Raw genomic sequence first — 22,339 nt, 5'->3', positions numbered from 1 at the left:
TGTCGCCGTCAATTCGAGCCCGCGGGCTCCGGTGCAACGGCAGCCGGTCCATCGGCTGCGAGCGAGACCTTCGCCGCAGTGGCGAAGGCACCCTCTGGACGACATCCGTCGTCTCCGTCCTGAACGCCTCCGTCGCCGCGGCCCCGAGGTTCCCTGTTCACTGACGGAAAATTCCCAATGGAAACGATAGGCAACGTGTGGTTGTGGAGCGGTTTCGCGATCGTGGTGGTCGTGGCGCTGCTGGCGGACCTGGTGCTGATGCGCCACGGCGGTCCGCACAAGGTCACCTTCAAGGAAGCGCTGTGGTGGAGCATCGGCTGGATCGCGCTGGCGCTGGCGTTCAACGCCGGCCTGTGGTGGTACCTGCGCGAGACCATCGACGTGGCCACCGGCAACCGCCTGGGCCTGGAGTTCTTGACCGGCTACCTGGTCGAGAAGTCGCTGGCGGTCGACAACATCTTCGTGTTCCTGATGATCATGAGCTACTTCGCGGTGCCGGAGGAGCAGCGCCAGCGCGTGCTGGTGATCGGCGTGCTCGGCGCGATCGTGCTGCGCGCGGTGATGATCTTCGCCGGCTCGGTGCTGCTGACCAAGTTCCACTGGCTGCTGTACGTGTTCGGCGCGTTCCTGCTGTTGACCGGCATCAAGATGTGGCTCTCGGCGGGCAAGGAGCCCGACCTGGAAGCCAACCCGGTGCTGCGCTTCATGCGCAAGCATCTGCGCCTGACCCCGCAGTACCACGGCAACGCGCTGAGCGTGACCCAGGAGGGCAAGCGCTGGTTCACCCCGCTGTTCGCGGTGCTGATGCTGATCGCGATCACCGACGTGATCTTCGCGGTGGACAGCATCCCGGCGATCTTCGCGATCACCACCGACCCGTTCATCGTGCTGACCTCCAACGTGTTCGCGGTGCTGGGCCTGCGCGCGATGTTCTTCCTGCTGGCGGGCATGGCCGACCGTTTCCACCTGCTGCCCTACGGCCTGGCGATCGTGCTGGTGTTCATCGGCACCAAGATGCTGATCATCGACCTGTACAAGATCCCGGTGCTGGTGTCGCTGCTGGCGGTGGCGGTGGTGATCGGCGCCACCGTGGTGCTGAGCCTGCTGCGCCCGGCCAAGCAGGCGCACTGACCCGGCGCCTGCGCCGCGGCCGCGGATTGTCCCGCGGCCGCGGCCAGTCCCTCCCATCGGCGGCGCCTTGCCTTGGTGGCGGGGCGCCGCCATCCAGGGAGCATGGACACCTCCTCGCTCCCCTCGCCCACGCCCGAGCCCGATGCGCAGGGCCGCTTCGACCGCGCGCGGATCCTGCGTGCCTTCAATGCCAGCCTGGCCTTCGTGGCGCTGCTGGTGGCGGTGTTCGCCAGCCAGGGCCTGTTCGACTGGCGGCCCTGGGCAGTGGCGCCGCACACGGCTGCCGGCCTGCTCGGCGTGCTCACCGCGCCGCTGCTGCACGGCTCGCCGGAGCACCTGGGGGCCAACGCCGGCGCCCTGCTGATTCTGGGCACCCTGGCCGGCAGCGTGTATCCGCGCGCCACCCTGGCCGGGCTGCCGTTGCTGTGGCTGGGCTCGGGCCTGGGCGCTTGGTGGCTGGGCGATCCCGGCAGCCATCACCTGGGTGCCAGCGGCGTCGCCCACGGCCTGCTGTTCCTTGTATTCGTGCTGGCCTTGCTGCGCCGCGACCGCGCCGCGATCGCCGCCAGCATGATCGCCTTCCTGTTCTACGGCGGCATGCTGGTGACGGTGCTGCCGCACCAGGACGGGGTGTCCTGGCAGTCGCACCTGGGCGGCGCCGTGGGCGGCGTGGTCGCGGCGCTGCTGCTGCGCCATCGCGATCCGCTGCCGCCGCGCAAGCGCTACAGCTGGGAGGACGAGGAGGACACCGACGATCTGCTCGCCGCCGACGACGAACTGGAACCGCCACCGCCGAGTCAGGTGCCGGTGCTGTGGCAGCCGCCGCAGGCGCCGCGCGGGGTGGTGCTGCGCTTCCCGCCGCGCGAGGAGCGTGACGGCGGCTGAGGTGGGCAAGGCCATGCCGGCCATCCGCCCGTCGGCATCCGTAGGAGCGGCTTCAGGCGCGACGCCTTTTCCCAGGAACGCCCGTCGCGGCCGAAGCCGCTCCTACAGCAGCCGGGCTGCCCGCGGCAGGTCGCCACGGGCGACCTGTCCCTGCGCCGCGCCGTACACTGACCGATCCGCCGTCGCTGTCCGAGTTCGCATGTCCGTGTCGCCCACCTGCCGTTTCCGCACCGCCGCCGCCGTGCTGGCGCTTGCCCTGGCCGCCTGCAGCGGCCCGGCGGTGCGCGCACCAGCGCCGGCCAAGGCCGTGGGCTATCTGCCGGCCACAGCGGTGCCGGACAGTCTGCAGTTGCTGCCGGCGCCCCCGGCGGCCGGCTCGCCGGGCGAGGCCTTGGACCTGGCGGTCAACCGCGAGGCGCTGGCCCTGCGCGGCAGCGCGCGCTGGCAGCAGGCCGCGCGCGATGCCGATCTGAGCTTCCCCAACGGCGCCGGCCAGTTCGCCTGCGCGCTGGGCGTGGCGATCGACGCGCAGCACACCCCGCACCTGTACGCCCTGCTGGAGCGCAGCCGCATCGACGCCAGCGCCGCCACCAAGGCGGCCAAGCGCCAGTACCAGCGCGCGCGGCCGTTCCTGCGCAACCAGCAGGCGGTGTGCACCCCGGGCGATCTCGACGACCTGCGCCAGAGCGGCTCGTATCCGTCGGGGCATAGCGCCATCGGCTGGGCCTGGGCGCTGACCCTGAGCGAGATCGCGCCCGAGCGCGCCGATGCGCTGATCGCGCGCGGCCGCAACTACGCCGAGAGCCGGCTGGTGTGCAACGTGCACTGGCAGAGCGACGTGCTCGCCGGCCGCTTCCTGGGCGCGGCCACGGTGGCGCGGCTGCACGACGACCCGGCCTTCCGCGCCGACCTGGCCGCGGCCCGCGGCGAGATCGCCGCCGCGCGCGCGGCCGGGCGCATGCCCGCCGGCGACTGCGCCGCCGAAGCCGGCGTCCTGCAGGTCCGCCCGGCCAGCGCGCTGTAGGGACGGCGTGCGGAACGCTGCACGGGTCACCCTGCCTTTGGGCAGATGCGAACGGTCCCCGACGGCAGGCTAGACTCGCCGCGACTTCCCGCCAAGGACCTGCACCCATGACCCAGTGGTACTTCCTGACCGGCAGCGAACAGACCCGCTCCGGCCCGTTCGACGATGCCGACGCGTTCGTCTTCGCCCGCAACAATCCCACGGCGCTGGCCTGGAGCCAGGGCCAGAACGGCTGGCTGCCGGTAGCGCAGATTCCCGCCCTGCAGACCGGCGCGTCCTTCCTGCCCCCCGGCCCGCCGCCGCTGCCCACTACCGCCAGCCGCGCCGACCAGATCGACTACCGCATCGTCGGCCACGAGATGCAGTTCGTGGAGATCGAGCTGGACCCGGGCGAGAGCGCGGTGGCCGAGGCCGGCGCGCTGATGTTCAAGGACGCGGCGGTGCGGATGGACACCGTGTTCGGCGACGGCTCCGGCGGCAACCAGAGCGGACTGATGGGCAAGCTGCTGTCGGCCGGCAAGCGCCTGGTCACCGGCGAGAGCCTGTTCACCACGGTGTTCACCCACCAGGGCCATGGCAAGGCCAAGGTCGCCTTCGCCGCGCCCTACCCCGGCACGGTGCTGGCGATGAAACTGGACCAGCACGGCGGCCGCCTGATCTGCCAGAAGGACAGCTTCCTGGCCGGCGCGCGCGGGGTCTCGCTGGGCATCCACTTCCAGCGCAAGGTCATGACCGGCCTGTTCGGCGGCGAAGGCTTCATCATGCAGAAGCTCGAGGGCGACGGCTGGGTGTTCGTGCACGCCGGCGGCTGCGTGGTCGAGCGCGAACTGGCCGCCGGCGAGCGCCTGGACGTAGACACCGGCTGCGTGGTCGCCTTCCATTCCTCGGTGGACATGGACGTGCGCCCGGTCAGCGGCATCAAGAGCATGTTCTTCGGCGGCGAAGGCATGTTCCTGGCGACCCTCACCGGCCCCGGCAAGGTCTGGCTGCAGTCGCTGCCGTTCTCGCGCCTGGCCGGACGCATGCTCGCCGCCGCGCCGCAGGGCGGCGGGCAGAACCGCGGCGAAGGCTCGGTGCTGGGCGACTTCGGCCGGATCCTGGACGGCGACAACAGGTTCTAAGACGGCATGCCTAGCCCCTCTCCCCCGGGAGAGGGGTTGGGGTGAGGGTACGGACGCGCAGCGCCTCGCAGAATTGGTAGTTCAGCCCCCACACCCCCACTCAAGCACCCGCGCAGCCCACAGCATGACCTCCGGTCGTGGGCGGTGCAGGAGGATGCGGCTATGCTCGCGCCGGCTCCTTCCTCCTTCCCGCGACGCTTCCATGACCGTGTTCCGCTCCCCGCGCCTGCTGCTGTCCCTGTCCCTGTTCGGCCTGCTTGCCGCCTGCGGCGGCGAACCCAAGCCGGCGCCGCCGGCGCCGGTGGTGAACGGACCGGCCCCGACGCCGGCGGCCAAGCCGCTGCGCATCGGCATCGCCCTGGGCGGCGGCGCGGCCAAGGGCTTCGCCCACATCGGCGTGATCAAGATGCTGCAGGCCAACGGCCTGGAGCCGACGGTGGTGTCCGGCACCAGCGCCGGCAGCGTGGTCGGCGCGCTGTACGCCAGCGGCATGGACGCGTTCCAGATGCAGCAGGCGGCGGTGGCGCTGGACGAGAGCAGCATCCGCGACATGCGTCTGTTCTCCGGCGGCCTGGTGCAGGGCCAAGCGCTGCAGGACTATGTCAACGCCCAACTCAAGGGCAAGCCGATCGAGAAGCTGGCCAGGCCGTTCGCCGCGGTCGCCACCCGGTTGGAAGACGGCGAGCGCACCGTGTTCGTGCGCGGCAACGCCGGCCAGGCGGTGCGCGCGTCCAGCAGCATCCCCGGCGTGTTCGAGCCGGTCGCCATCGGCAAGTTCCATTACGTGGACGGCGGCGTGGTCAGCCCGGTGCCGGTGGACGCCGCACGCCAGCTCGGCGCCGATTTCGTCATCGCCGTGGACATCTCCAGCAAGGCCAGCGGCAAGAACCCGGGCAGCATGCTCGGCACCGTCAACCAGTCGATCGCGATCATGGGCCAGCGCCTGGGCCAGCAGGAACTGGGCCGCGCCGACATCGTGATCCGGCCCAAGGTCAACGACATCGGCGCAGCCGACTTCGCCCAGCGCAACGCCGCGATCCTGGAAGGCGAGAAGGCCGCGCTGGCGGCGATGCCGCAGATCAAGGCCAAGCTGGCGCAACTGCAGCAGCAGCGTGCGGCGGCCGCAGCCGCGGCGGCAAAGGCCGCGCAACCGGCGCCGCCGCCGTGCGAACCGCCGTCGCGGCTCGGCCGCCTGCTGCGCCGCGACGATCCCTGCAAGCCGAAGGACTGAGGCGTGCCTCCCCTCTCCCCCGGGAGAGGGGCCGGGGGTGAGGGTCCGACCGCCAGGGCCGCTTCCTACTAAGCGCAGTCCCACCCGCACCACACCGCAGGTCAGTACCGCCAGCCCGGGCTGAAACCGACAGCGCAACGCCTCCGCCTGCCGCTCCCCTCTCCCGCCGGGAGAGGGGCCGGGGGTGAGGGTCCGACCGCCAGCGCCAGTTCCTACCCGGCGCAGTCCCACCGGTACCCCACCGCGCCTCAGTACCGCCAGCGCAGCGTGAAACTCACGAAGCGCGGTTCGCCGTAGTTCTGGTAGTCCAGGTTGGCCCAGTACTTCTTGTTCAGCGCATTGGTCACCGCCAGGGTCGCGGTCCACTGCGTGCTGAGCTGGTAGTTGGCGTTGAAATGCACCAGCGCGTACGGGTCCTGCACCACGGTGACCGGGCGCGTGGCGGCACTGCCGTCGCCGACCGGGCGCTGGATGTTGTAGCCGCGCACCGCGCTCTGCCAGCTCACGCCGCCGCCCAGGCTCAGGCGCTGCCAGGCGCCGGGCAGGCGCACCTGGGTGGACAGCTGCAGATAGTCCTCCGGCAGGTTGGCGTAGATCGCGTCGGTGGGCGCGCGGGTGACCTTGGCGTGGGTGTAGCCGGCATTGAGCGTCCAGCCCGGACGCAGTTCGCCGTTGTATTCCACTTCCCAGCCGCGGCTCTTGGTGCCGTCGACGCCGATGTAGGCCGAGCTGCCGTCGGGCAGCGAGGCTTCCGGCTGGGTCATGTCGCGCACCGCGTAGTTGTCCTGCTTGGCCTCGAACACCGCCGCGCTGAGCAGCCCGCGGCCGTCGGCCAGCTGCGCCTTGACGCCCGCCTCCAGGTTGGAACCCTGCACCGGCGCCAGCAGGTTGTTGTCCTTGTCCTTGTAGTTCTGCGGATTGAAGATCTCGGTGTAGCTGGCGTAGGTGGAGACGGCCGGGGTGATGTCGTAGACCAGGCCGACATAGGGGGTGACCTCGTCGCTGACCCGGTAGCGGCCGCTGGTGCCGGTGTAGCTGCCGTCGGCGGCGAAGGCCTGGGTGCGGGTCTGCCAGGAACTCAGGCGCGCGCCGGCGATCAGCGACAGCGGTTCGGCCAAGCGCAGCCGGGTGGAGGCGTACACGCCGCGCTGGGTGGTGCGCGCCTCGCGCCGCGCGCCGGTACGGGCGGCGGTGATCTGGCCCACGTCGCCATGCCAGTCGTAGACGTTGGGGATGTAGTAGCAACGCTCGCGGCCGCAGGTGGTCCAGTCGCCCGGATAGCGCAGCGCCAGGGTCGGCGTGGTCGACTGCAGGTCCTGCCAGCTGCCGCCGAGGACCAGGTCGTGGTCGCGGCCGAACAGCGGGAAGCTGCCGGACAGGTACACGTCCAGGCCGTCGCGGGTATCGGTGGTCTGCCCGGCGGCCGCGCGCAGGTAGATGCCGCTGCCGTCGCGCTTGGGATAGCCGCTGCCGTAGACGCGCAGGTTGTCGACCTCGCCCTCGGTGCGCGCCAGGTTGACCTTCAGCAGCCAGTTCTCGCCGAAGCGCTGTTCCAGGTTGGCGAAGGTGGTGTGGGTGTTGCGCTGCCAGCGCGCCCACTTCGGCGCCAGGTTGGTGGAGCTGGGCAGGTCGGCGAAGCCGCCGTCGGCGAAGAAGTACGGCACCGTGCCCCAGGTCGAGCCGACCGGATCGTTGTCCTGGCGCTGGTAGCCGACGGTGACCGTGGTGGAGTCGGTCAGGTCGCCTTCCAGCACCGCCATGCCCGACATCTTCTGCTCGGTGTAGTGGTCGTAGTAGTAGCCGCGATCCTGCCAGGCGGCGACGAAGCGGCTGCGGAAGCGGCCGTCGGCGGTCAGCGGCGCGGTGACGTCGGCCTGGGTGCGGCGGAAATCCCACGTGCCGAGCGAGGCCGCGAAGGACGCATCGAAGGTCTTGCCGGGGCGCTTGCGCAGCAGGTTGACCGTGGCCGAGGGAATGCCGGCGCCGCTGAGCAGGCCGTTGGCGCCGCGGATCACCTCGACGCGGTCGTAGAAGACCATGTCGTATTCCTGATTGGTGGAGCCGCTGTAGGTGGGCAGGCCGTCGACCTGGAAGTCGGTGATCTGGAAGCCGCGCGCGAAGTACAGCGGACGCTGGGTGTCGAAGAAGGACACGTTGACGCCGGTGACGTTGCGCATGACGTCGTTGATGCTGAACAGCGATTCCTCTTCCAGCCGCTGCTGGCCCAGCACGCTCACCGATTGCGGCGTCTCCTGCAGCGTCAGCGGCAGACGGGTGGTGGTGGACGGCTGCGCGCGGCTCGGGCTGCCACTGACTTCCACCTTGTCCAGCGTGGTCGGCTGCACGTCGGCCGCGGCTTCGGCGGCGAGCAACGGCGCCGGCGCGCCGGAGAGCGCGGACAGCAGGGCGAGGTAGAGCAGACGGTGGGAAACGGAAGAACGCATGGAATGATCTCGCGGGGGTGGTGCGCGGCAGCGACGCGGTGGAGGAAAGCGACAGGCGCAGCCAGCCTCCACGGCCGGGATCCGGCGCGGCTCGCCCATCGGGCTGGCGGAGAGGCTGTGGCCGTGGATGGCCGTCGCAGAACGCAAATGTAAATCGTTAGCAACAACTTAACAAGGGTTGCCATGCGCCGACACGCGGCGGCACGCCTGTAAGCGGACACATGGTTTGCGAAGCCGGGACACATGGTCTGCAAAGTCCTACGGGCCAGTTTGAAGCCCCCCTAAAGGCCCCTCAATGAGAAGCCTCCGGTTAGTAAAACGGGCCGTGCAGCCCTAGCAGGCCGGGAGCCTATCCCCTTAGCTGGCGTTGCACCCGCTTCTCGTCCCGACTGGCCGGCCTCTCAGGCGGCCGGCGGCGGCTGCCCGTCAGGATCTCATGGCGTACTCGGACCGCGCATGCGCACGCCCATCGCTCGGCCATACGCAGCGCTACCTCCCGCTTCCCGAAGTAGGCGTAGGCGTAGTTTGCTGAGCGCTCCTCGTGCCGATTGACGCTGCCAATCCATATGCCAGCAAATGCGGTCATGCTTACCCCAGCGACTATCACCCGGCCACACCTCAGCCAGTGCTGGCGCCACTGATTTTCGGGGTCCCACTGGAAGTCGTCTGGAAGCATGGGCTAATGCTATCGCCATCGATCTCCAGGGCTGAGACCTCGCTCTGGTCTAGCTGAACGGCTTATATGGTAGACAAATGTCGCCAGGTCTTGTGGCTGGTTAGGGATGGGAATAGCGTCTTGGTGTAAGCGCCTATCCGCCATGGAAGATCACCATGAATCTCGCAAAGAACCTGCTGAAATTTGTATTCGCGGCTCAGCTTCTCGTTGCCCCGCTTTTCGCCGGCGCTGCGCCCTCGTCGCCATTCATCATCACCACCACGGCAACCTATGCCGACAAGTCTCCTGAGCAGCAGGCGGTTGTGGCTTGGCTTCGGCAGCATGCTCAGTATGTAAACGGGCATCTGATCGGGGAGTTCGATAAGCTGCAGGACGTTACCGTCACATATACCCGTACAACGGACGGTCGTGTACGCCCGCAGTCGCCTGGGGATGGCCCGCCGGGCCCGCTACCGCCCGGACAGCCCGGAGACACATATTCAGTCTCAAACTGCAGTGGTGGCGTCTCCCAGTCGTGGAGCTACAAGTTCGTTTCTGGCTCGAACGGAGGCACTTGGGTGTTGGTCGACTACAAGTACGCTAGGAAAGCCTGCGGTTCCGAAGGGGCTTGAGCTAAGCGTATCTTCGACATCTGCGGCAAGGAATCTGCGACCAAGAAAAACGGGCCTAAAAGGCCCGTTTTTCTTTGCTGAAATTTTACCCTGACAGGCACCCTGTCAGTTCAGACATTCACTACGGCACCGCCTCCCAGGCTGCCTGCCTACCAACGAAGCGGCCAGTCGCATCCAGGCCCCGATCTGCCAAAGTGCGCAGTGCTTCCAGTTTGGCGTCCGCCAGGTCCTGCACCAGCGCCAGCAGCACGTTGCTATCGGCGCCCCGAAGGGCCTCATGGACTGCATGGGCGGCTTCGGCGCACAGGGCGCGGGTACGTTCGTCGGCGGTGCGGGGCAGGCTCATGGAGGTTTCCGTAGCTAGTTAGGGTGCGGACATTGACGCTCGATCCCCGACGTAGATCCAGTCGCCGCACCGCTCCCAGACAGCCGTTGGACAGGGTGGAATTACCGCCGCCGCGACGCCCGCCATGTGGTGTAAATCCGCTCCTTCCTGGCTGCTGACTGGCGGCCGATGGTGTAGTCGATTCTCACCGTTTTGCCGTGGAATTTGTCGAAGCGAGCGCGCATGTCGGGATGGTCGTTGATTGTCAGGATCGCGCGCCCCTGTAGGCCGGACATCGCCTCGGCCAGGCGGTCGTACTCATCGAGCGCGAAGGCGCCACCGTAGCCCTCCGTTTGCCAGTACGGCGGGTCCAAAAAGAACAGAGTCTCGGGCGTGTCGTACTTGGACAGGCAAGCCTCCCACCCGAGTTGCTCCACCACGACCCGGTGCAGCCGCAAATGCGCTGCGCTTAGATCTTCCTCCAGGCGCAGCAGGTTGATGGTTTTGGGCGATCGCGCGGCCGTACCGAACGTCTGTGAGGTCACCTTCCCGCCAAAGGACAAGCGCTGCAGGTAGAAAAACCGAGCCGCACGCTGGATGTCCGTGAGCGTGTCAGGGTGCTGGAGCTGCGCCCACTTGAACATTTCGCGGCTCGTCAGCGCCCAACGGAACTGGCGCATGAACTCGTCCAGGTGGTTGGCCACAACGCGATAGAGGCGCACCAGCTCGCCGTGCACGTCGTTGATCACTTCGACGTTCGCCGGCTCGCGGGCGAACAGCAGGGCGGCGCCGCCGGCGAACGCTTCAACGTAGGTTTGATGCGGGTTTTCAGAGAGCAGCGGCAGCAGGTGCTGCAGCAACCGGGTCTTACCACCCGGCCAGGGGAACAACGTCTTCGTTTTCAAATCTCAGCCTTTGCGATGATGAATCGCCAAGATCCTCACGCTCTCGCGGGAGCGGCAGGGCCTTGGCTTTGGTCGCGTGGCTGATCACGCGGTTACGGCGGCGGGTCGGTGCTTGCCGGCATCGGCCCGTCGCCCTGTCTCTTAGATCGGAGGGATCTCCTCGAATGTCCACTGCTCGGTGTTGAACATTGGGCCTGCTCGGTGGGTGATCGCCGCGGCGGCCGCAGTGCCATAAACGGCCGTGCGATGAAGCTCCGCCGCGTCGTCCCAACGCAGGAGCGCGGCGACGCGTGCGCTTGCGGAAAGCGCGTACACCAGTTTGTCCCAATCCATGCCGTTCGCGAGTCCGCCGCCACGCACCGCGTCTAGATAGTCGGCGGTCGGGCGCACGCGCAGGCGGCGGTAAGTGCGACGCGGGATGACGTTCAGAGCGCCACCGATCGTGCGGGCGACGATGCTCGGGTCGATGCGATCCCAGCTCGAACCAGGTTCGTGGGGCAGTTCGACGCCCTGCAGCACGATCAACTCGCCGATATCGAACGCTCCGGCAGCGACCTCCAGTTGCAGCCCGACCAGGCGTGCATTGCCCTCCGGCAGCACCCACCACGCCGCGCGGCTGCCGTCGACCAACTCCACCACCGGCTGGGTCGTGGCGGTGCCGCCGAGTGCATAGCCGTACTCGCTATCGCCGGCGCGCTTGCCGGTCAGTTCAAGCGCAGTGCCGGCGGTGCAAGTCAGACCCAGCGCCGCAACGATGCGAACAGAGGTGGCAGTGGCCCAGTCAGCACGCAACCGCACGCCGCCGCTTCCGCCGCCACTAACCCGCGCTACGCTTGAGGGGCGGCCGTCGACCAGGGCGGAAAGGTTCGTCGCGGTCGCGCCATCGATGCTCGGCGCCAGGGCCGGTTGTCCGTAGCCGATCAGCATCATGCACCCCAGAATTTGAGTGTGTGGTCGCCAGTGACCCGGTTGCTCGTCACGCCGGTGACCAAGACCTTGCGGCCGGCATGCAGGCCATATCGGTGATACGTGATGCGCCCAACCTGACCGGGCATCAGTTGCAGGTCGGCCCGGCCAGTGACGCGGCCGGCATAGAAGTTCCGCGCCACGGCATAGAGCGCTACGATCCGATCGATCTCTGTCTGCGCATCTTCGCGGCGATCGAAGCGCGAGGGCTGCGGCTGAGCGGTCTCGGCATGTGCATAGCGCCCCGCCAGTGGGCCTGCGGCATACACCTGGCCGCGGTAGGACGAGATGAGCTGCTGGCGCATCGACGGGGGCAGTTGCACCAGGTCGGTGATCAAGTCGCCCATGTCGAGCACGGCCGCATTCGGCTGGTAAGCCAGGCGACGGGAGAGATTGGGCGCCAGGTCGGGCATAACGACGAGATCCGCAGCCAGTTCGGTCCAGTCCAGCGAGAACGCCAGATCCGAGTCAGGGACGGTTTCCGGGTCGATGAGCCTGGCCAGTCGCAACACGCCGTCGCCGTCCTGCCACCAATCCGCGCTATAGCTGCCAAGGATCTCGGACAGCGCTGTTCGAGGCGTCGCGGCCGCACCGGCGCCAGCGTAGAAGCCGACGCCGGCGTAACCCGTAACCGTGTCGATCGCGCTGGCATCATCGCCCGACCAGGCCGACTTGCCGATACGGCCGAACACGTCCCCCAGCGCCTGGCGCAGCGTCGCCGGCGCCATGGCTGCTAGGGTTGAAACGTCGGCGACCAGCGGCCCCACCGGCGGAGAGGTGAGGACGATCTGCTGGCCATCCCCGGCGAGCGAGTAAGCCGTACCTGCGGCGAGAGACGCACCACGGTCCAGCACGGCGCCGACGCTGCCCAGTGGCGCCTCGCATAGCCATTGCTGGCTGCCATCGCTGTTGACTGAGATACCTGGCGCGCTGCGCACCGCGCCGATGATCACCGGCTGGGACTGCCATGCGTTGCTTGCGCCCTGCGGCGGCAGAAACACGGCGCGGCTCAGCGGGTCGTCCAGGTCATCGTGCGCGTCACGCAGCACCAGTGCTTTGGTGCCGTCGTCCTCGATGTCGATTCGGTCGAGCACGTAGCGCGCGACCGCGGTGGCGGTTGAGAGGGGGGCACCTTGGTCGACCTGACGTACACGCACGGGCTGGTTCCGCAGCGCGCCGAGCGCGGCTGCATCCAGGGCGCCGCCCGCATCGAGCACGCGCATCTGCGCGGCCCCGCTGCGCGATGTGGTGTCCCAGGGCCAGAAGCTGACGCTGGCGACCGTCGATATGCCGTCGCTGGCCAGCAGGCCCAGATAAGGCGTGCTGGCCGGTACGTCGGCCGAACCGGTCATGTAGTCCTCGCTGGACAGGTGCAGCGCGTCCGCCGCCGCATCGGTGCCATACCAGCCCGCGCCGACAGCGGCGCTCAGACCCTGCCACTGCCCGGCGTTGATCGCGCAGCGCAAGCCGGCGGCATCGTCAGTCGCGAGAGACGCGGCGAAGTGCACGCCACCAGCGAGCGTGATTTCCTGCGAGGCCACCTTGATGCCGCCACGGTAGAACTCCACGACCGATGGCGCACCGAGGACGACGCGGACGCCCAGGGCTTCGCCTCGGGATGGCATCGCCAGGCCACTCGCCACGACCGTGCCATTGCGCACGATGACGCCGTCATACAGGCGCCAGCCTATGCCGTTCGCGTAGCCGACCTCGGCTGAAAGCGGTGCTGCGGGCGACACGACGCCAATCGTCGCCTGCACGGTTCCATCGCCCCACAGGAAGAACTCGACGCCGTGGGTACCTTCAGCGTGCGCGATCGTGCTGCGCGCGAGGTGGTTCAACGTCGTGCTGCCGGCGGTGGCCAGCGTCAAGCCACCATCCTCGACCAGCAGGCCCAGGCCGATCGGACTCGTGGCCCAGCGTGCGTACTGGCGCGCCATCAGAAGATGCTCCCGCTTGCCAGGATGCGGCTGTGGAACAGCGTGCTGCCGCCCGCGAGCTTGCCATTAAGCGCGTGGCCGAACACGTTCATCGGCGCGTCGGTGTAGTACAGCGTACCGTTGAGTTTTGCGGCCATCGCCGCTGCTGGCCGTGCGTCGATGTTGTAGAGACAGATCGAATCCATCATTCCCCTGCGCTGCAGGGACTCCATGTGCCGCAGCGTCTCGCGTAAGGCGTAGACCTGTTCGAAGGGCGCGTAATTGAAGTTGCTGCCGTAGGAAGAGTAGACCTCCACCGGCTTCCAACCAGCCTCGAAGAACGATTCGTAGATCGAGCGCGTGGTCGCATTGAGGATCGACGGCAACGTCAGCGGCTGCGCGCCGAGATCCGCGTAAGTGAACTGGCTCGGCTCCACGCATGTCCCGCCGATCGATGCGAACCCCAGCTCGGTCGCCGATATCCGCTTCATCTTCGGCGTCCACGCGGTTCGGACGCCGGCATAGGTCTCGTCAAAGTAGTAGGTGCCTCCCCAGCGCTGGCTATCCCGTGTGAAGAAGAGCGCGCACTTGAAGATCTTGCACGCTGTCAAGGCGTAGTTTTCGTTGTAGCCGCCGAGGTAGAGCGATGTGCCAGACGGAATGGCGATCGCCGAGCCGCTGTCGACGCCGTAGTCGGCGCTTGCGCCGTCCCACACGACCGTGAGGGTGTTCGTTGTTCTGTTGAGCGACGCGCGCAGGGTGTGCGGCATCGTATCGAGCGCGCCCAGCGTGATGTAGTAGCTACTGCCCAAACCGAGCTTGAAGCCGCCACCTTGGTCAAGCATCAACTCGATGTAGCCGGCCAGCTCCAGCACGCGCGCGTAGTTGTCCGCCGGCAAGGCCGTCACCTGGAAGTCGAGCGTGATCGACCACTCGCTCTGACTGCCGCCGCTGTAGGTCGGCGTCGTGACCTTGCCATAGCCGCCGGTACTGGTGCCGTCGCATCGCAGGAACGTCGCGGTGTCCGGCGGCGGCATGTGCGAACCGGAAGTGCCGGGATAGACGAAGCCGGATTCGACGGCAGTGGTGGCGTTGCCTTCCATGCCCGCAAGCCCGAACGGGTCGTATCCCCGCCCGTAGCCGGGTTGCGATGTCGCCTCGGCGATGTAGCCGCTACGCTTCGGCACATAGTGGCACCCCTGCCAGAACCCGATCGTGTTCTTGATGCCGGCGCTCGCGTTGATCGGTGTGCGAGTTTCGTTGGCCTTGCCTTTACCACTGGAGCCGGTCAGCTTTCGCTGCGCATCGTCGGAAGTGCTGCAGGTGTAGTCCATGTCCTCACCAGCGACCAGGCCCGCCGAGATCTCCTCCGCGGAACCGTCCGTGCTGGTGGTCAGACGGAAGTACCACTCGATCCCGACGCTGTCGATGTCCGGGTTGCTCCAGATCGCGTCAAGCCGATACCCGGAACCCACGCCGTACTCGGTGTAGTTCGCCGCGTAGGTGACCGCGCAGTTGGGGAACGCCGCCTTGACGCTGGCGGCGATGTCGGCACATGCGGCGATCCAGATGGCCCACTGCGCGTCCGGGGCCGCGCGCTCGATCGCGCTGAACTCGGATGCGACGTACCAGCACGCCGGCACGATGCCATGCGTTTTGAACAGCGTGATGTAGTGAGCGTGGAACGCCTTATAGCTATCGATCCAGCTTGAGAGCGCCTGTGTCGATCTGAAGTTGAAGAAGCCGCGCCAGACAAGCGCATGGGATTCGGCCAAGCTGCCGTCGTTGACGCGACCGAGCACGATCGGGACGAACCCGACCTGGTAGCCCCGCTCGATCAGGTGCTTCATGCCGCGGATCTGCGACGCTTCGTTCTGCGTTCCGCCAGCACGGCCGGCAAGCTGTAGGGCGTTGGACGGGGTCTTGCCAGCGACCTCCCACTGCGAGGGCTGGGACAGCTTCTCCGCGATCTCCGCGTTGATAGCCGGCTGCACGGCGCCCGGATCGGTCCCCGCGATACTGCTGCAAACGGAGAACCACTGTGTCCACACCATCACCGTGCGTACGCCGGTCAGGCGCGCCAGGTCGTCGCGGCACATGTAGATGAAGTTGGTCCTGGCTTCGGCGAAGGTGATGTTGTTGACCAGTTCATCCAGCACGGTGTTGAAGCCCGCCCCGGAGGAGTCAACCTGCGCAATGGTGTCCAGGTCAAACTCGTTGAACGGCGTCAGCATGACTGCATCGGCGCGACCGATCGCTGACGTGATGTCCTCCATGAACGAGGTTCCGGCGACAGCGTCCCTGCTGGGATACTTCGCCACGGCGATCGCGACGCCACCGCTGTTACGGTACAGCGCCAGGTACTCTCCCGCGTTCTCCAGCACCTGGAAGAATTGGCCACTCGCAGTGGCTGCCAGCCCAGCCGCCGTGGTGGCGTAGATCGACAGCGTGCCCCTGGCCAGCAACGCCTTGAGCGAGGGCACCGTGATCGCGGTATTGTCCAGCGTGATCGGCGCAGTCTCGTTCGACGTGGTGAAGAATCCGATTTGCTGGTCGGTAAACACGTTGTATCGCTCGACCAGCGCAGCAACCATGTTCGCCAGTTCGGCATTGCTGAGATACCCGTTTGCCATTACCTGACCCCGAAGACGATGCCGTTGACGTTGGTGAACATGAAGCTGCCGCTGCGCAGCCCGCCATCGGCGACGCGCAAGCGGTAGGTGCGGGCATCGCTCGCATCGTCATCCACGATCGTGATTGAGGCGTTCCCGCTTGCGCCGGTGCCAAGATATACGGCCCGCTCACGCAACTTGATCCAGCCGCCGTTGTATAGCCGCTCGACTACGTAGTTGCCCCGTGCTGGGTCGCCCGCCGTGTTGTTGAACTCCAGCGTGAGCTGGATCATCGGCGTGTGGCTGCCGTTTTCGAGAATGGGCGATGCCAGCTCGAACGTGACCAGCGACGCGCCGGAAGATGCGGCGGTGTTGCCTTCCCAGTTGACGACCGTCTTTTTTTGCACCTCGCCGATCAGCTTGTCGGCGTAGACCGTCCCGCGCACCTCAACGTCGCCACCAAACTGCGCCTGCCCGTTCTTCGCGAGCCGCCAGCCTTTGTAGATGCCTTGCGACCCATCCCATTGGTAATTCGAGGTTTTCAGCTCTTCGCTGATCTTCGCGAAGTTGATCGTTGCATCGCGGATCATCGCCGCGTTGATGTAGACCTTGCCGCCAACGATCTCCAGTGGGTAGTAGTAGGTGTCGTCGTCCACCGAGGTCATGAAGACGAAGTGGTCGGCCAGCATCGCAATCTCGCTCTGCGTCAGGCCACCGCTGGCCTTGACTCCAATGCCGATGCCGGCCAGGTACGACTTGCCGGACTTGGTGGTCTGCACCTTGATGTTGCGACTGGCCTCCAGGTCGCCGTTCAGATCGGCCACAGCCTTGGAGACGTCCTGCACGGTGGCGGTCATGCCGGCAGTCGCGGCGCCGACCTGCTCCTTGACGATCGCCGCCGCGCCATCGGCGCTGACCTTGGTGGTCTGCAGGTCGGCGATGTAAGCGCGGTTGGCCACCGCTGCGTCGTTGACCTTGCTGATATCGATGGCCTGCTTGATCACGGCCTCCGAGTATTGGTCGACCTGCTCGATCACCTCGGTCAGGTCGCCCTGCAGGAGCGGCTGCACCGGCACCGTGGCCATCGGGCCGGAGTCCAGCGATGCAACGCCGTTCACCATGACCGTGACCTTCCACCAGCTCGTCGCGCCCGTCGGATCGGTGTAGGTGTAACGCGTGTCGCTGGTGCGCGTAACCATCGACCAGGAGCCTGGACCACCGTTGACGTCGGGCGCGCGCCAGACCACATAGATAGCGCCGATCAGCGGGGAACGCTCCCAGGTGATCGTAATGGTGTCCACAGCGGGGACCACCTGCACGCCGCTGGGCGGCGCGACGACGACGGCTGGCACCTTGGGCGGGACCCAGTTCAGCGCAGGTCGATTAACCGGCGTTACAACCGGCAGGCTCTCGCCGCCAATGTCCACGAGGATGAGCGGCCTCATAGCGCCATGATCCGGGCATTGTCGGAGTGGTTGACGAGCTTCTGTATGCCATCTCGGATCACGATCAGGATCTCGTCGGTGCTCGAGCTGCCGGCGCTGGGCGCGGTCGTAGCGCTACCGCCTTGGGATGGCTTTGCCGTCGCGGCGGGGGTCGTCGTGGGGACCTCGCGATCAGCCAGCACCGTCACCATCGCCCGCGCGATGCGCTCGGGTAGGTCTTCGAGGATCTCCGCGAGGTCGCTCAGGTCCGTCTTCTGGGCTGCCAGGTAGTCCTGCAGACCGGAGAGCGAGAGGCCCAGATCGCTGGCCAGCGCCTCGGGGGACATGCCGGTCACTTTGCGCAGGATCTTGAGCGGATCCTCTCCGTTGACGCCGGCGAGATCGCTGACTCCCTGCGCGATGCGTTGCGCCCGCTCCAGGCGTGCCGCCGCCTCCTGCTGGGCCTGCAGTGCCGCACGCTGGACGTACAACTGCTGCAGCGACGTGCTGCCGCCATCCGCGCCGAACTGCTTCGCGAGCTGGTTGACCTCCGAATAGTCCGCCTGATAGGCGGCACCGCTGGCGTTGAGCTTGCGGCTGATCTCTAGAAACTGCTGCGCGTACTGGGTGAAGCTGTCGACGTTATTGCTTGCGGCGGCGCTTCGCATCAGCTCGCTGGCGGTGTAGCGCTTCGTGGCGTCCGTATCCGGCGACAGCGTGTCGCTCAGCGCCAGCGACTTGATGAAGCTCTCGATCTTGCTGCCAGCCCCATCGGCCGCGCCGCCGAGCTGCTGGATCTGATCATTGATCCGGTTCAGCGCCAGGTCGACCAGCTCCGACTCCAGCGACCGCACCAGCGCATCGGTCTTGACCTGCGCGGCCCGACGCACCGCTGCAAGGTCTTCCTCGCGCGCCGACAGGCCGTGCAGCGCTCGCGCCTGGTCCTGCAGCGCCTTGATACGCTGCTTTTCCTCCTGCGCGATTGCCAGGCGCTGCTTGGCAAACTCGCTGAACCCTTGGGTGGCCACTTCCTGGTACGCGGCCGCTGCGGTCGCGGCATACGTCCTGGCCCCGGCCATCACGCGCTGGTAGGTCTGGCTCAGGGTCTCGCCAGCGCGGCCCAGATGCTCGACCAGGTCGGTCAGGCGCGACAGGCCGCCGGTGGTCAGCAGGCCGGCGCCATTGTTGATGTCCACGGCCGCCGCCAGGAGGAACTGCGCACCCTCATCCAGCGTCGCCGCGGAACTGCGCCAGCGCTGCGCGATCAGCCCCGCAGTGTGATCGAGCTGGGAAATCTGGCCGATGATCTGCTCGGCGTTGAGTCGCTGCGCGAACTCCTCGCCCGTTTCTTTGTAGACCGCCCCAAGCACGGTGCTGAACTCCGACTTCAGCTTGCCCTTCGCATTGGTCACGCGGGTGAAGCTACCTTCGATGATGTCGATGCTGGCCAGGCCCAGCGCGTCAGCCGCTTGCTGCGCGGTGTCCCGGATCGAGGCGTACAGATCGTCGGCTGCCTTGCGGGACTCGTCGCCGGGGTCGATTGAGCGGCGGCGCTGCTTGCGTCCGCCGAACAGCGCCTTCTGCCGCTCCTCCAGCAACTCGGCCTCGGCGTAACCGCCGGCATCGTTGACGCCGAGCGTCGAGGTGATCTCCTTGGCTTTGTACTTGGTGCCGAAGAGCTTGCCGCCGCTGGCCAGGTCGATCAGCGCCAGCGCAGCCACGATCCAGCCGACGACCGGAATGGCCGCGGCAGCGCCGGTAGCGCCGGCGGCCGCGCCGCCCACTGCTGCCGAGCCGGTGGCGTACAGACCAGCGCCCGCGGTCGCGGCCGTCGCCGCAGTGGCGCCGCTGAGCGCGCCGACGGCTAGGGTGCCGCCCACGTAGCCGAGCGTGCCGTAACTGACGCCCGCGGCGGCAGAGGACAGGCCGCCGCTGCCGGCGTTCTTGTACCCGTAGAGTGCACCGCCGACGGCGCTGAGCCACGGCATCGCCGCTGCGCTCACGCCACTGCCACCGCCACCATAGAGCGCCTGCAGCGCGCCGAGGTTGTAGCCGCCTGCGCCGCCAGCGGCGATGTTGTTGTTGCCGAACCCAGTGAGCGAGCCGGCGCCCGCCATGATCGCGTTACCCCAGCCGCTCTGTGCTGCCATCGAGTTCGTGCCGGTCAGGCCGCGCCCGCCACCGAACATGCCCGCCAACTGCGACATCCAACCGCCACTGCTGCCGCTGGAGAACGCACCGCCAATGGCACTGGTGATCATCTGCTGGAACGGACGCACGAAGTGCTGCTCGAGCAGCGTGCGGATCACGTCGCGCCAGCCACGTTTAAACACGTCTCGAAGCTCGGCGAAAAAGTCCTTTGAGGACTTGATGCCGCCGCTGAAGGTGTCCGAGAGCAAATCAGCGAAGCCGGCGACGCCGCGCGTGGCCACGTCCGCCCATTCCTGCAGCTCGGCGGCGTGCTGCTCGGCGGCTATCGACACGTCCGCATAGGCTCGGGCCTGCGCGACCAGGCTTGCCGTCATGTCGGCGTTGATGACCGCACCTGCCTTCTTTGCCTCGGCGATCGCCTCCAGCATGTCGTGCTCGTTGCGCGCTTGGCGCGTGGCGCGCTCGCGCGCCAGGCCGAGCTTGCCCAGCAGCCCGATCTCGGCGGACATGCTGCTGAGCAGCGCCTGCGGCGCGGCTTGCTGCTTTTGCAGCGCCTTGCTGGCCTCGGACAACTCATAGGCAGACGCGCGCACCAGGGTGTTGTAGTCCGCCTGGGTGAGCTTGTGCTTACGCAGTTCGATGTCCAGTTCCATCACGCGGCGCTTGTGTTTGCCCTCGGCCTCGGCAAGCGGACCATCGAGCGTCGCCGCTGCTTCCGCGGCCTGGGCGGCGTACTTCGCCTGGGCGTCGGCCTGCGCTTGCCGCTCGGTCTTAAGCTTCTCGGCCGCTTGCTTTGCCGCGCTGTCGGCCTTGGTCGCTGCCTGGGTGGCCTTGGTGTAGCGATCGTTCTGCTCGGTGACGGCGATCAGTTGCTCGTTGAGCGCGCGGAGCTGCTGGGCCTGGCTGCTGGTCGGGTCGATCCCCTTGTCCGCAAGCGTCTTGATCAGGCCAGCACGCAATGCCGCGGCTTTGCCCTGGCTTTGCTCGATCGCCTTGAGCTGCATCTGCTGGATCTGCTGGTTCAGCGTCTGCGAGATGTCGGCCATTGCTGCCTTCACTGCCGCGCCGCTGGCGGCCGCGGCGGGGCCGAGCCGCTCCATGCTCGCCGCCGCGAGGCGGTTGGCGGCGTCCACGTCGAGCATCTGCTTGGCCCAGTCGACCAGCAGCGGCTTGGTCTGTTCGAGCGTGAGACTCTGATTCGCCTGGCGCTTGATGAGCGCTTCCAGGCTGTCGCGCTGCGCCGCGGTGGCGTTGGTCACCCCGGCATACTCCAGCACCAGGTCAGCAGCGACGCCGGTCGCCCGCTCGTAGCCTTGGGAAAGCTGTTCCTGACGCAGGCGGGCCGCGGACAGATTCTGGGCGGCCTCCTGCAGTTGCTCGTTGAATCCAGGCGGCACGACGCCGGCGCGCGCGAGCCATACGTCGCGTGCGCGCACCAGCTCGTCGTAGCGGCCTTTCACAACCTCCAATTCCTCGGTTGCTTTGCCGAGCGTTTCGACCGAGCTGGAGAGGTTGGCAAAGGAGGTGTTGGCGGTCTCGCGGGTGAAGCCCTTCAGCGTCTCGATGGCCGGCTGAAACCCGGCGGTCACTGCCTTGGACAGCTCCTCGGCCTTCGCGCGGCTGTTGGCGACCCACATGACGAACAGCGTCAGGGCGGTGATGGCGATGCCTACGGGACCGCCGAAGGCCGCCATCGCGGCATTCACGCCGCGCATCGCCGCCGCTTTCGCGGACAGCGCCACAGAGGCGGCCTGAGTAGCAGCCGCGGTGCGCACCTGCGCCGCAGCCAGGCCCGCCTCAGCGGCGGACAGCCCACCTGCAGCGCCGATGCCCGCGCGTGCCAGCGCAACACGACCTTCTGCCTGCACCTCGGCTGCCCGCGCCGCGGCCAGCTCGACCTGCGCAAGTTGCCTGGTAGCGGCCGCAGCTGTGATCTTCTCCGCGGTGGCCTTGATCAGGTTCGCGGTCAGCCTGCTGCCGAAGGCAACGGCGACGATGCTGACGACCTGGTCGAGCGACTCCAGGTTCCTGGCCAGGAACGCGACGCCCTGGGCGAGCGCGCTGCCGGCGCCCAGCTCGCGCGAGCCTTCGCCGACGAACTGCAGGATGCTGTTGCGCAGCTGCACCATCGCGCGCTCGACTGTCAGCGGCATCGACTCGAACTCGGTCTTGATGACCGCCGACTGGCTCTCCAGCGCCTTGACGAGCTTGTCGACGCTGACTTGACCGTCGTTGACCATTTTGCGCAACTGGCCCATGCCGACGCCCAGGCCATCGGCGAGCGCCTTGGCCAGGCGGGGCGAGTTTTCGACAACTGAATTGAACTCTTCCGCGCGCAGCACGCCGCCGGCGAGCGCCTGGCTGAACTGGGTGATCGTGTTGCTGGCTGCCACGGCGCTAGCGCCGCTGATCGTGAAGCTACGGTTGATCGTTTCCGTCAGCGAAAGTTGCCGCTGTTGGCTGACGCCATACTCGGCGGTCGATTGGGCAAGCCGGGCGTAGAGCGTGGCTGTGCTTTCCAGTGTGCTCGAGGTGCGCTGGGAAATCGCGAACACCTGGGCCTGTGCGGTGGCAAATGCCTGCTGGCCAGAAGTGGCCAGCTTGAGGCGCCCGGAGATATTGGCGTACTCGTCGGACAGCGCGACCAGGGCGCGCGCTCCCTGGATGCCAACGTAACTTGCCACCGCCGTTTTGCCGGCGTTGAGCACGGCATTCAGGGCCGCGACCTTGCGCCCGGCCTGGTCAGATGCCGCCCCGAACGCCGCAACGCCCTGGCCGCCGCGCTCCGCGTCCCTGCCAGCCTGCACGGCTGCTTTACCGAAGCCCTCGATCTCGGTCCTCGATACCCGTACTGGGGGCAGCAGCTTGCTGTTGTCGGCCGTCAGCCGGAGGGTGACAGTGGGGTTGCTCACGC

At 67.4% G+C, this 22,339-nt stretch carries 14 protein-coding genes; 6 read left to right on the top strand and 8 right to left on the bottom strand.

Annotation, left to right across the window (positions count from 1 at the left end):
- The first annotated feature begins 177 nt into the window (after positions 1-177).
- The 5 genes from NUG21_RS00675 (at position 178) to NUG21_RS00655 (ending at position 5,392) form a co-directional block, all read left to right on the top strand.
- Complete coding sequence (locus NUG21_RS00675) at positions 178-1,131, top strand: TerC family protein (protein ID WP_019796369.1); 954 nt, start codon at positions 178-180, stop codon at positions 1,129-1,131.
- Between the two features lie 102 nt (positions 1,132-1,233).
- Positions 1,234-2,016: a rhomboid family intramembrane serine protease gene (locus NUG21_RS00670; RefSeq protein WP_184502783.1), complete on the top strand. Its 783-nt coding sequence runs from the start codon at positions 1,234-1,236 to the stop codon at positions 2,014-2,016.
- A gap of 199 nt (positions 2,017-2,215) precedes the next feature.
- A complete protein-coding gene (locus NUG21_RS00665) occupies positions 2,216-3,040 on the top strand; it encodes an acid phosphatase (protein WP_263392006.1) in 825 nt (274 codons plus the stop codon).
- A gap of 107 nt (positions 3,041-3,147) precedes the next feature.
- Positions 3,148-4,161, top strand: a complete 1,014-nt coding sequence (locus NUG21_RS00660; protein WP_263392005.1) for a TIGR00266 family protein — start codon at positions 3,148-3,150, stop codon at positions 4,159-4,161.
- 202 nt (positions 4,162-4,363) lie between these two features.
- Entirely contained in the window at positions 4,364-5,392 is a 1,029-nt protein-coding gene (locus tag NUG21_RS00655; protein WP_184502780.1) for a patatin-like phospholipase family protein, read from the top strand.
- 248 nt (positions 5,393-5,640) lie between these two features.
- Here NUG21_RS00655 and NUG21_RS00650 read toward each other — a convergent pair whose 3' ends face one another.
- Positions 5,641-7,836: a TonB-dependent siderophore receptor gene (locus NUG21_RS00650; protein WP_263392004.1), complete on the bottom strand. Its 2,196-nt coding sequence runs from the start codon at positions 7,834-7,836 to the stop codon at positions 5,641-5,643.
- 831 nt (positions 7,837-8,667) lie between these two features.
- Here NUG21_RS00650 and NUG21_RS00645 point away from each other — a divergent pair.
- Complete coding sequence (locus tag NUG21_RS00645) at positions 8,668-9,123, top strand: hypothetical protein (protein ID WP_263392003.1); 456 nt, start codon at positions 8,668-8,670, stop codon at positions 9,121-9,123.
- A gap of 121 nt (positions 9,124-9,244) precedes the next feature.
- On the opposite strand, the gene NUG21_RS00640 is transcribed toward NUG21_RS00645, so the two are convergent.
- From NUG21_RS00640 to NUG21_RS00610, 7 genes are all read right to left on the bottom strand, one after another.
- On the bottom strand, positions 9,245-9,469 hold the full coding sequence (locus NUG21_RS00640; RefSeq protein ID WP_019798774.1) for a hypothetical protein: 225 nt from the start codon (positions 9,467-9,469) through the stop codon (positions 9,245-9,247).
- Between the two features lie 101 nt (positions 9,470-9,570).
- A complete protein-coding gene (locus NUG21_RS00635; RefSeq protein ID WP_263392002.1) occupies positions 9,571-10,353 on the bottom strand; it encodes a DNA adenine methylase in 783 nt (260 codons plus the stop codon).
- 141 nt (positions 10,354-10,494) lie between these two features.
- Positions 10,495-11,280, bottom strand: coding sequence for a hypothetical protein (locus NUG21_RS00630; protein WP_263392001.1), 786 nt, complete (start codon positions 11,278-11,280; stop codon positions 10,495-10,497).
- Entirely contained in the window at positions 11,280-13,259 is a 1,980-nt protein-coding gene (locus tag NUG21_RS00625; RefSeq protein WP_263392000.1) for a hypothetical protein, read from the bottom strand. Before NUG21_RS00625 ends, NUG21_RS00630 begins: the two co-directional genes overlap by 1 nt.
- Positions 13,259-15,871: a baseplate megatron protein TIM-barrel domain-containing protein gene (locus NUG21_RS00620; protein ID WP_263391999.1), complete on the bottom strand. Its 2,613-nt coding sequence runs from the start codon at positions 15,869-15,871 to the stop codon at positions 13,259-13,261. The genes NUG21_RS00625 and NUG21_RS00620 overlap by 1 nt, the downstream gene beginning before the upstream one ends.
- Positions 15,871-17,295 (bottom strand): phage tail tip fiber protein, encoded by a 1,425-nt coding sequence (locus NUG21_RS00615; protein WP_263391998.1) that lies wholly within the window; start codon positions 17,293-17,295, stop codon positions 15,871-15,873. The genes NUG21_RS00620 and NUG21_RS00615 overlap by 1 nt, the downstream gene beginning before the upstream one ends.
- Positions 17,292-22,337, bottom strand: a complete 5,046-nt coding sequence (locus NUG21_RS00610; RefSeq protein ID WP_263391997.1) for a tape measure protein — start codon at positions 22,335-22,337, stop codon at positions 17,292-17,294. Before NUG21_RS00610 ends, NUG21_RS00615 begins: the two co-directional genes overlap by 4 nt.
- Between the last annotated feature and the right edge of the window lie 2 nt (positions 22,338-22,339).

It is taken from the genome of Xanthomonas sp. CFBP 8445 (assembly GCF_025666235.1).
Taxonomy (GTDB): domain Bacteria; phylum Pseudomonadota; class Gammaproteobacteria; order Xanthomonadales; family Xanthomonadaceae; genus Xanthomonas_A; species Xanthomonas_A indica.
Note: the sequence above shows the minus strand (reverse complement) of the source record. Positions and strands in the feature narration are given on the sequence as shown.

Coding starts and splice junctions, on each gene's coding strand:
- NUG21_RS00645 (WP_263392003.1), top strand. CDS start 8,668: ATGAATCTCGCAAAGAACCTGCTGAAATTTGTATTCGCGGCTCAGCTT.
- NUG21_RS00650 (WP_263392004.1), bottom strand. CDS start 7,836: ATGCGTTCTTCCGTTTCCCACCGTCTGCTCTACCTCGCCCTGCTGTCC.
- NUG21_RS00675 (WP_019796369.1), top strand. CDS start 178: ATGGAAACGATAGGCAACGTGTGGTTGTGGAGCGGTTTCGCGATCGTG.
- NUG21_RS00670 (WP_184502783.1), top strand. CDS start 1,234: ATGGACACCTCCTCGCTCCCCTCGCCCACGCCCGAGCCCGATGCGCAG.
- NUG21_RS00620 (WP_263391999.1), bottom strand. CDS start 15,871: ATGGCAAACGGGTATCTCAGCAATGCCGAACTGGCGAACATGGTTGCT.
- NUG21_RS00665 (WP_263392006.1), top strand. CDS start 2,216: ATGTCCGTGTCGCCCACCTGCCGTTTCCGCACCGCCGCCGCCGTGCTG.
- NUG21_RS00655 (WP_184502780.1), top strand. CDS start 4,364: ATGACCGTGTTCCGCTCCCCGCGCCTGCTGCTGTCCCTGTCCCTGTTC.
- NUG21_RS00660 (WP_263392005.1), top strand. CDS start 3,148: ATGACCCAGTGGTACTTCCTGACCGGCAGCGAACAGACCCGCTCCGGC.
- NUG21_RS00625 (WP_263392000.1), bottom strand. CDS start 13,259: ATGGCGCGCCAGTACGCACGCTGGGCCACGAGTCCGATCGGCCTGGGC.
- NUG21_RS00640 (WP_019798774.1), bottom strand. CDS start 9,469: ATGAGCCTGCCCCGCACCGCCGACGAACGTACCCGCGCCCTGTGCGCC.
- NUG21_RS00630 (WP_263392001.1), bottom strand. CDS start 11,280: ATGCTGATCGGCTACGGACAACCGGCCCTGGCGCCGAGCATCGATGGC.
- NUG21_RS00615 (WP_263391998.1), bottom strand. CDS start 17,295: ATGAGGCCGCTCATCCTCGTGGACATTGGCGGCGAGAGCCTGCCGGTT.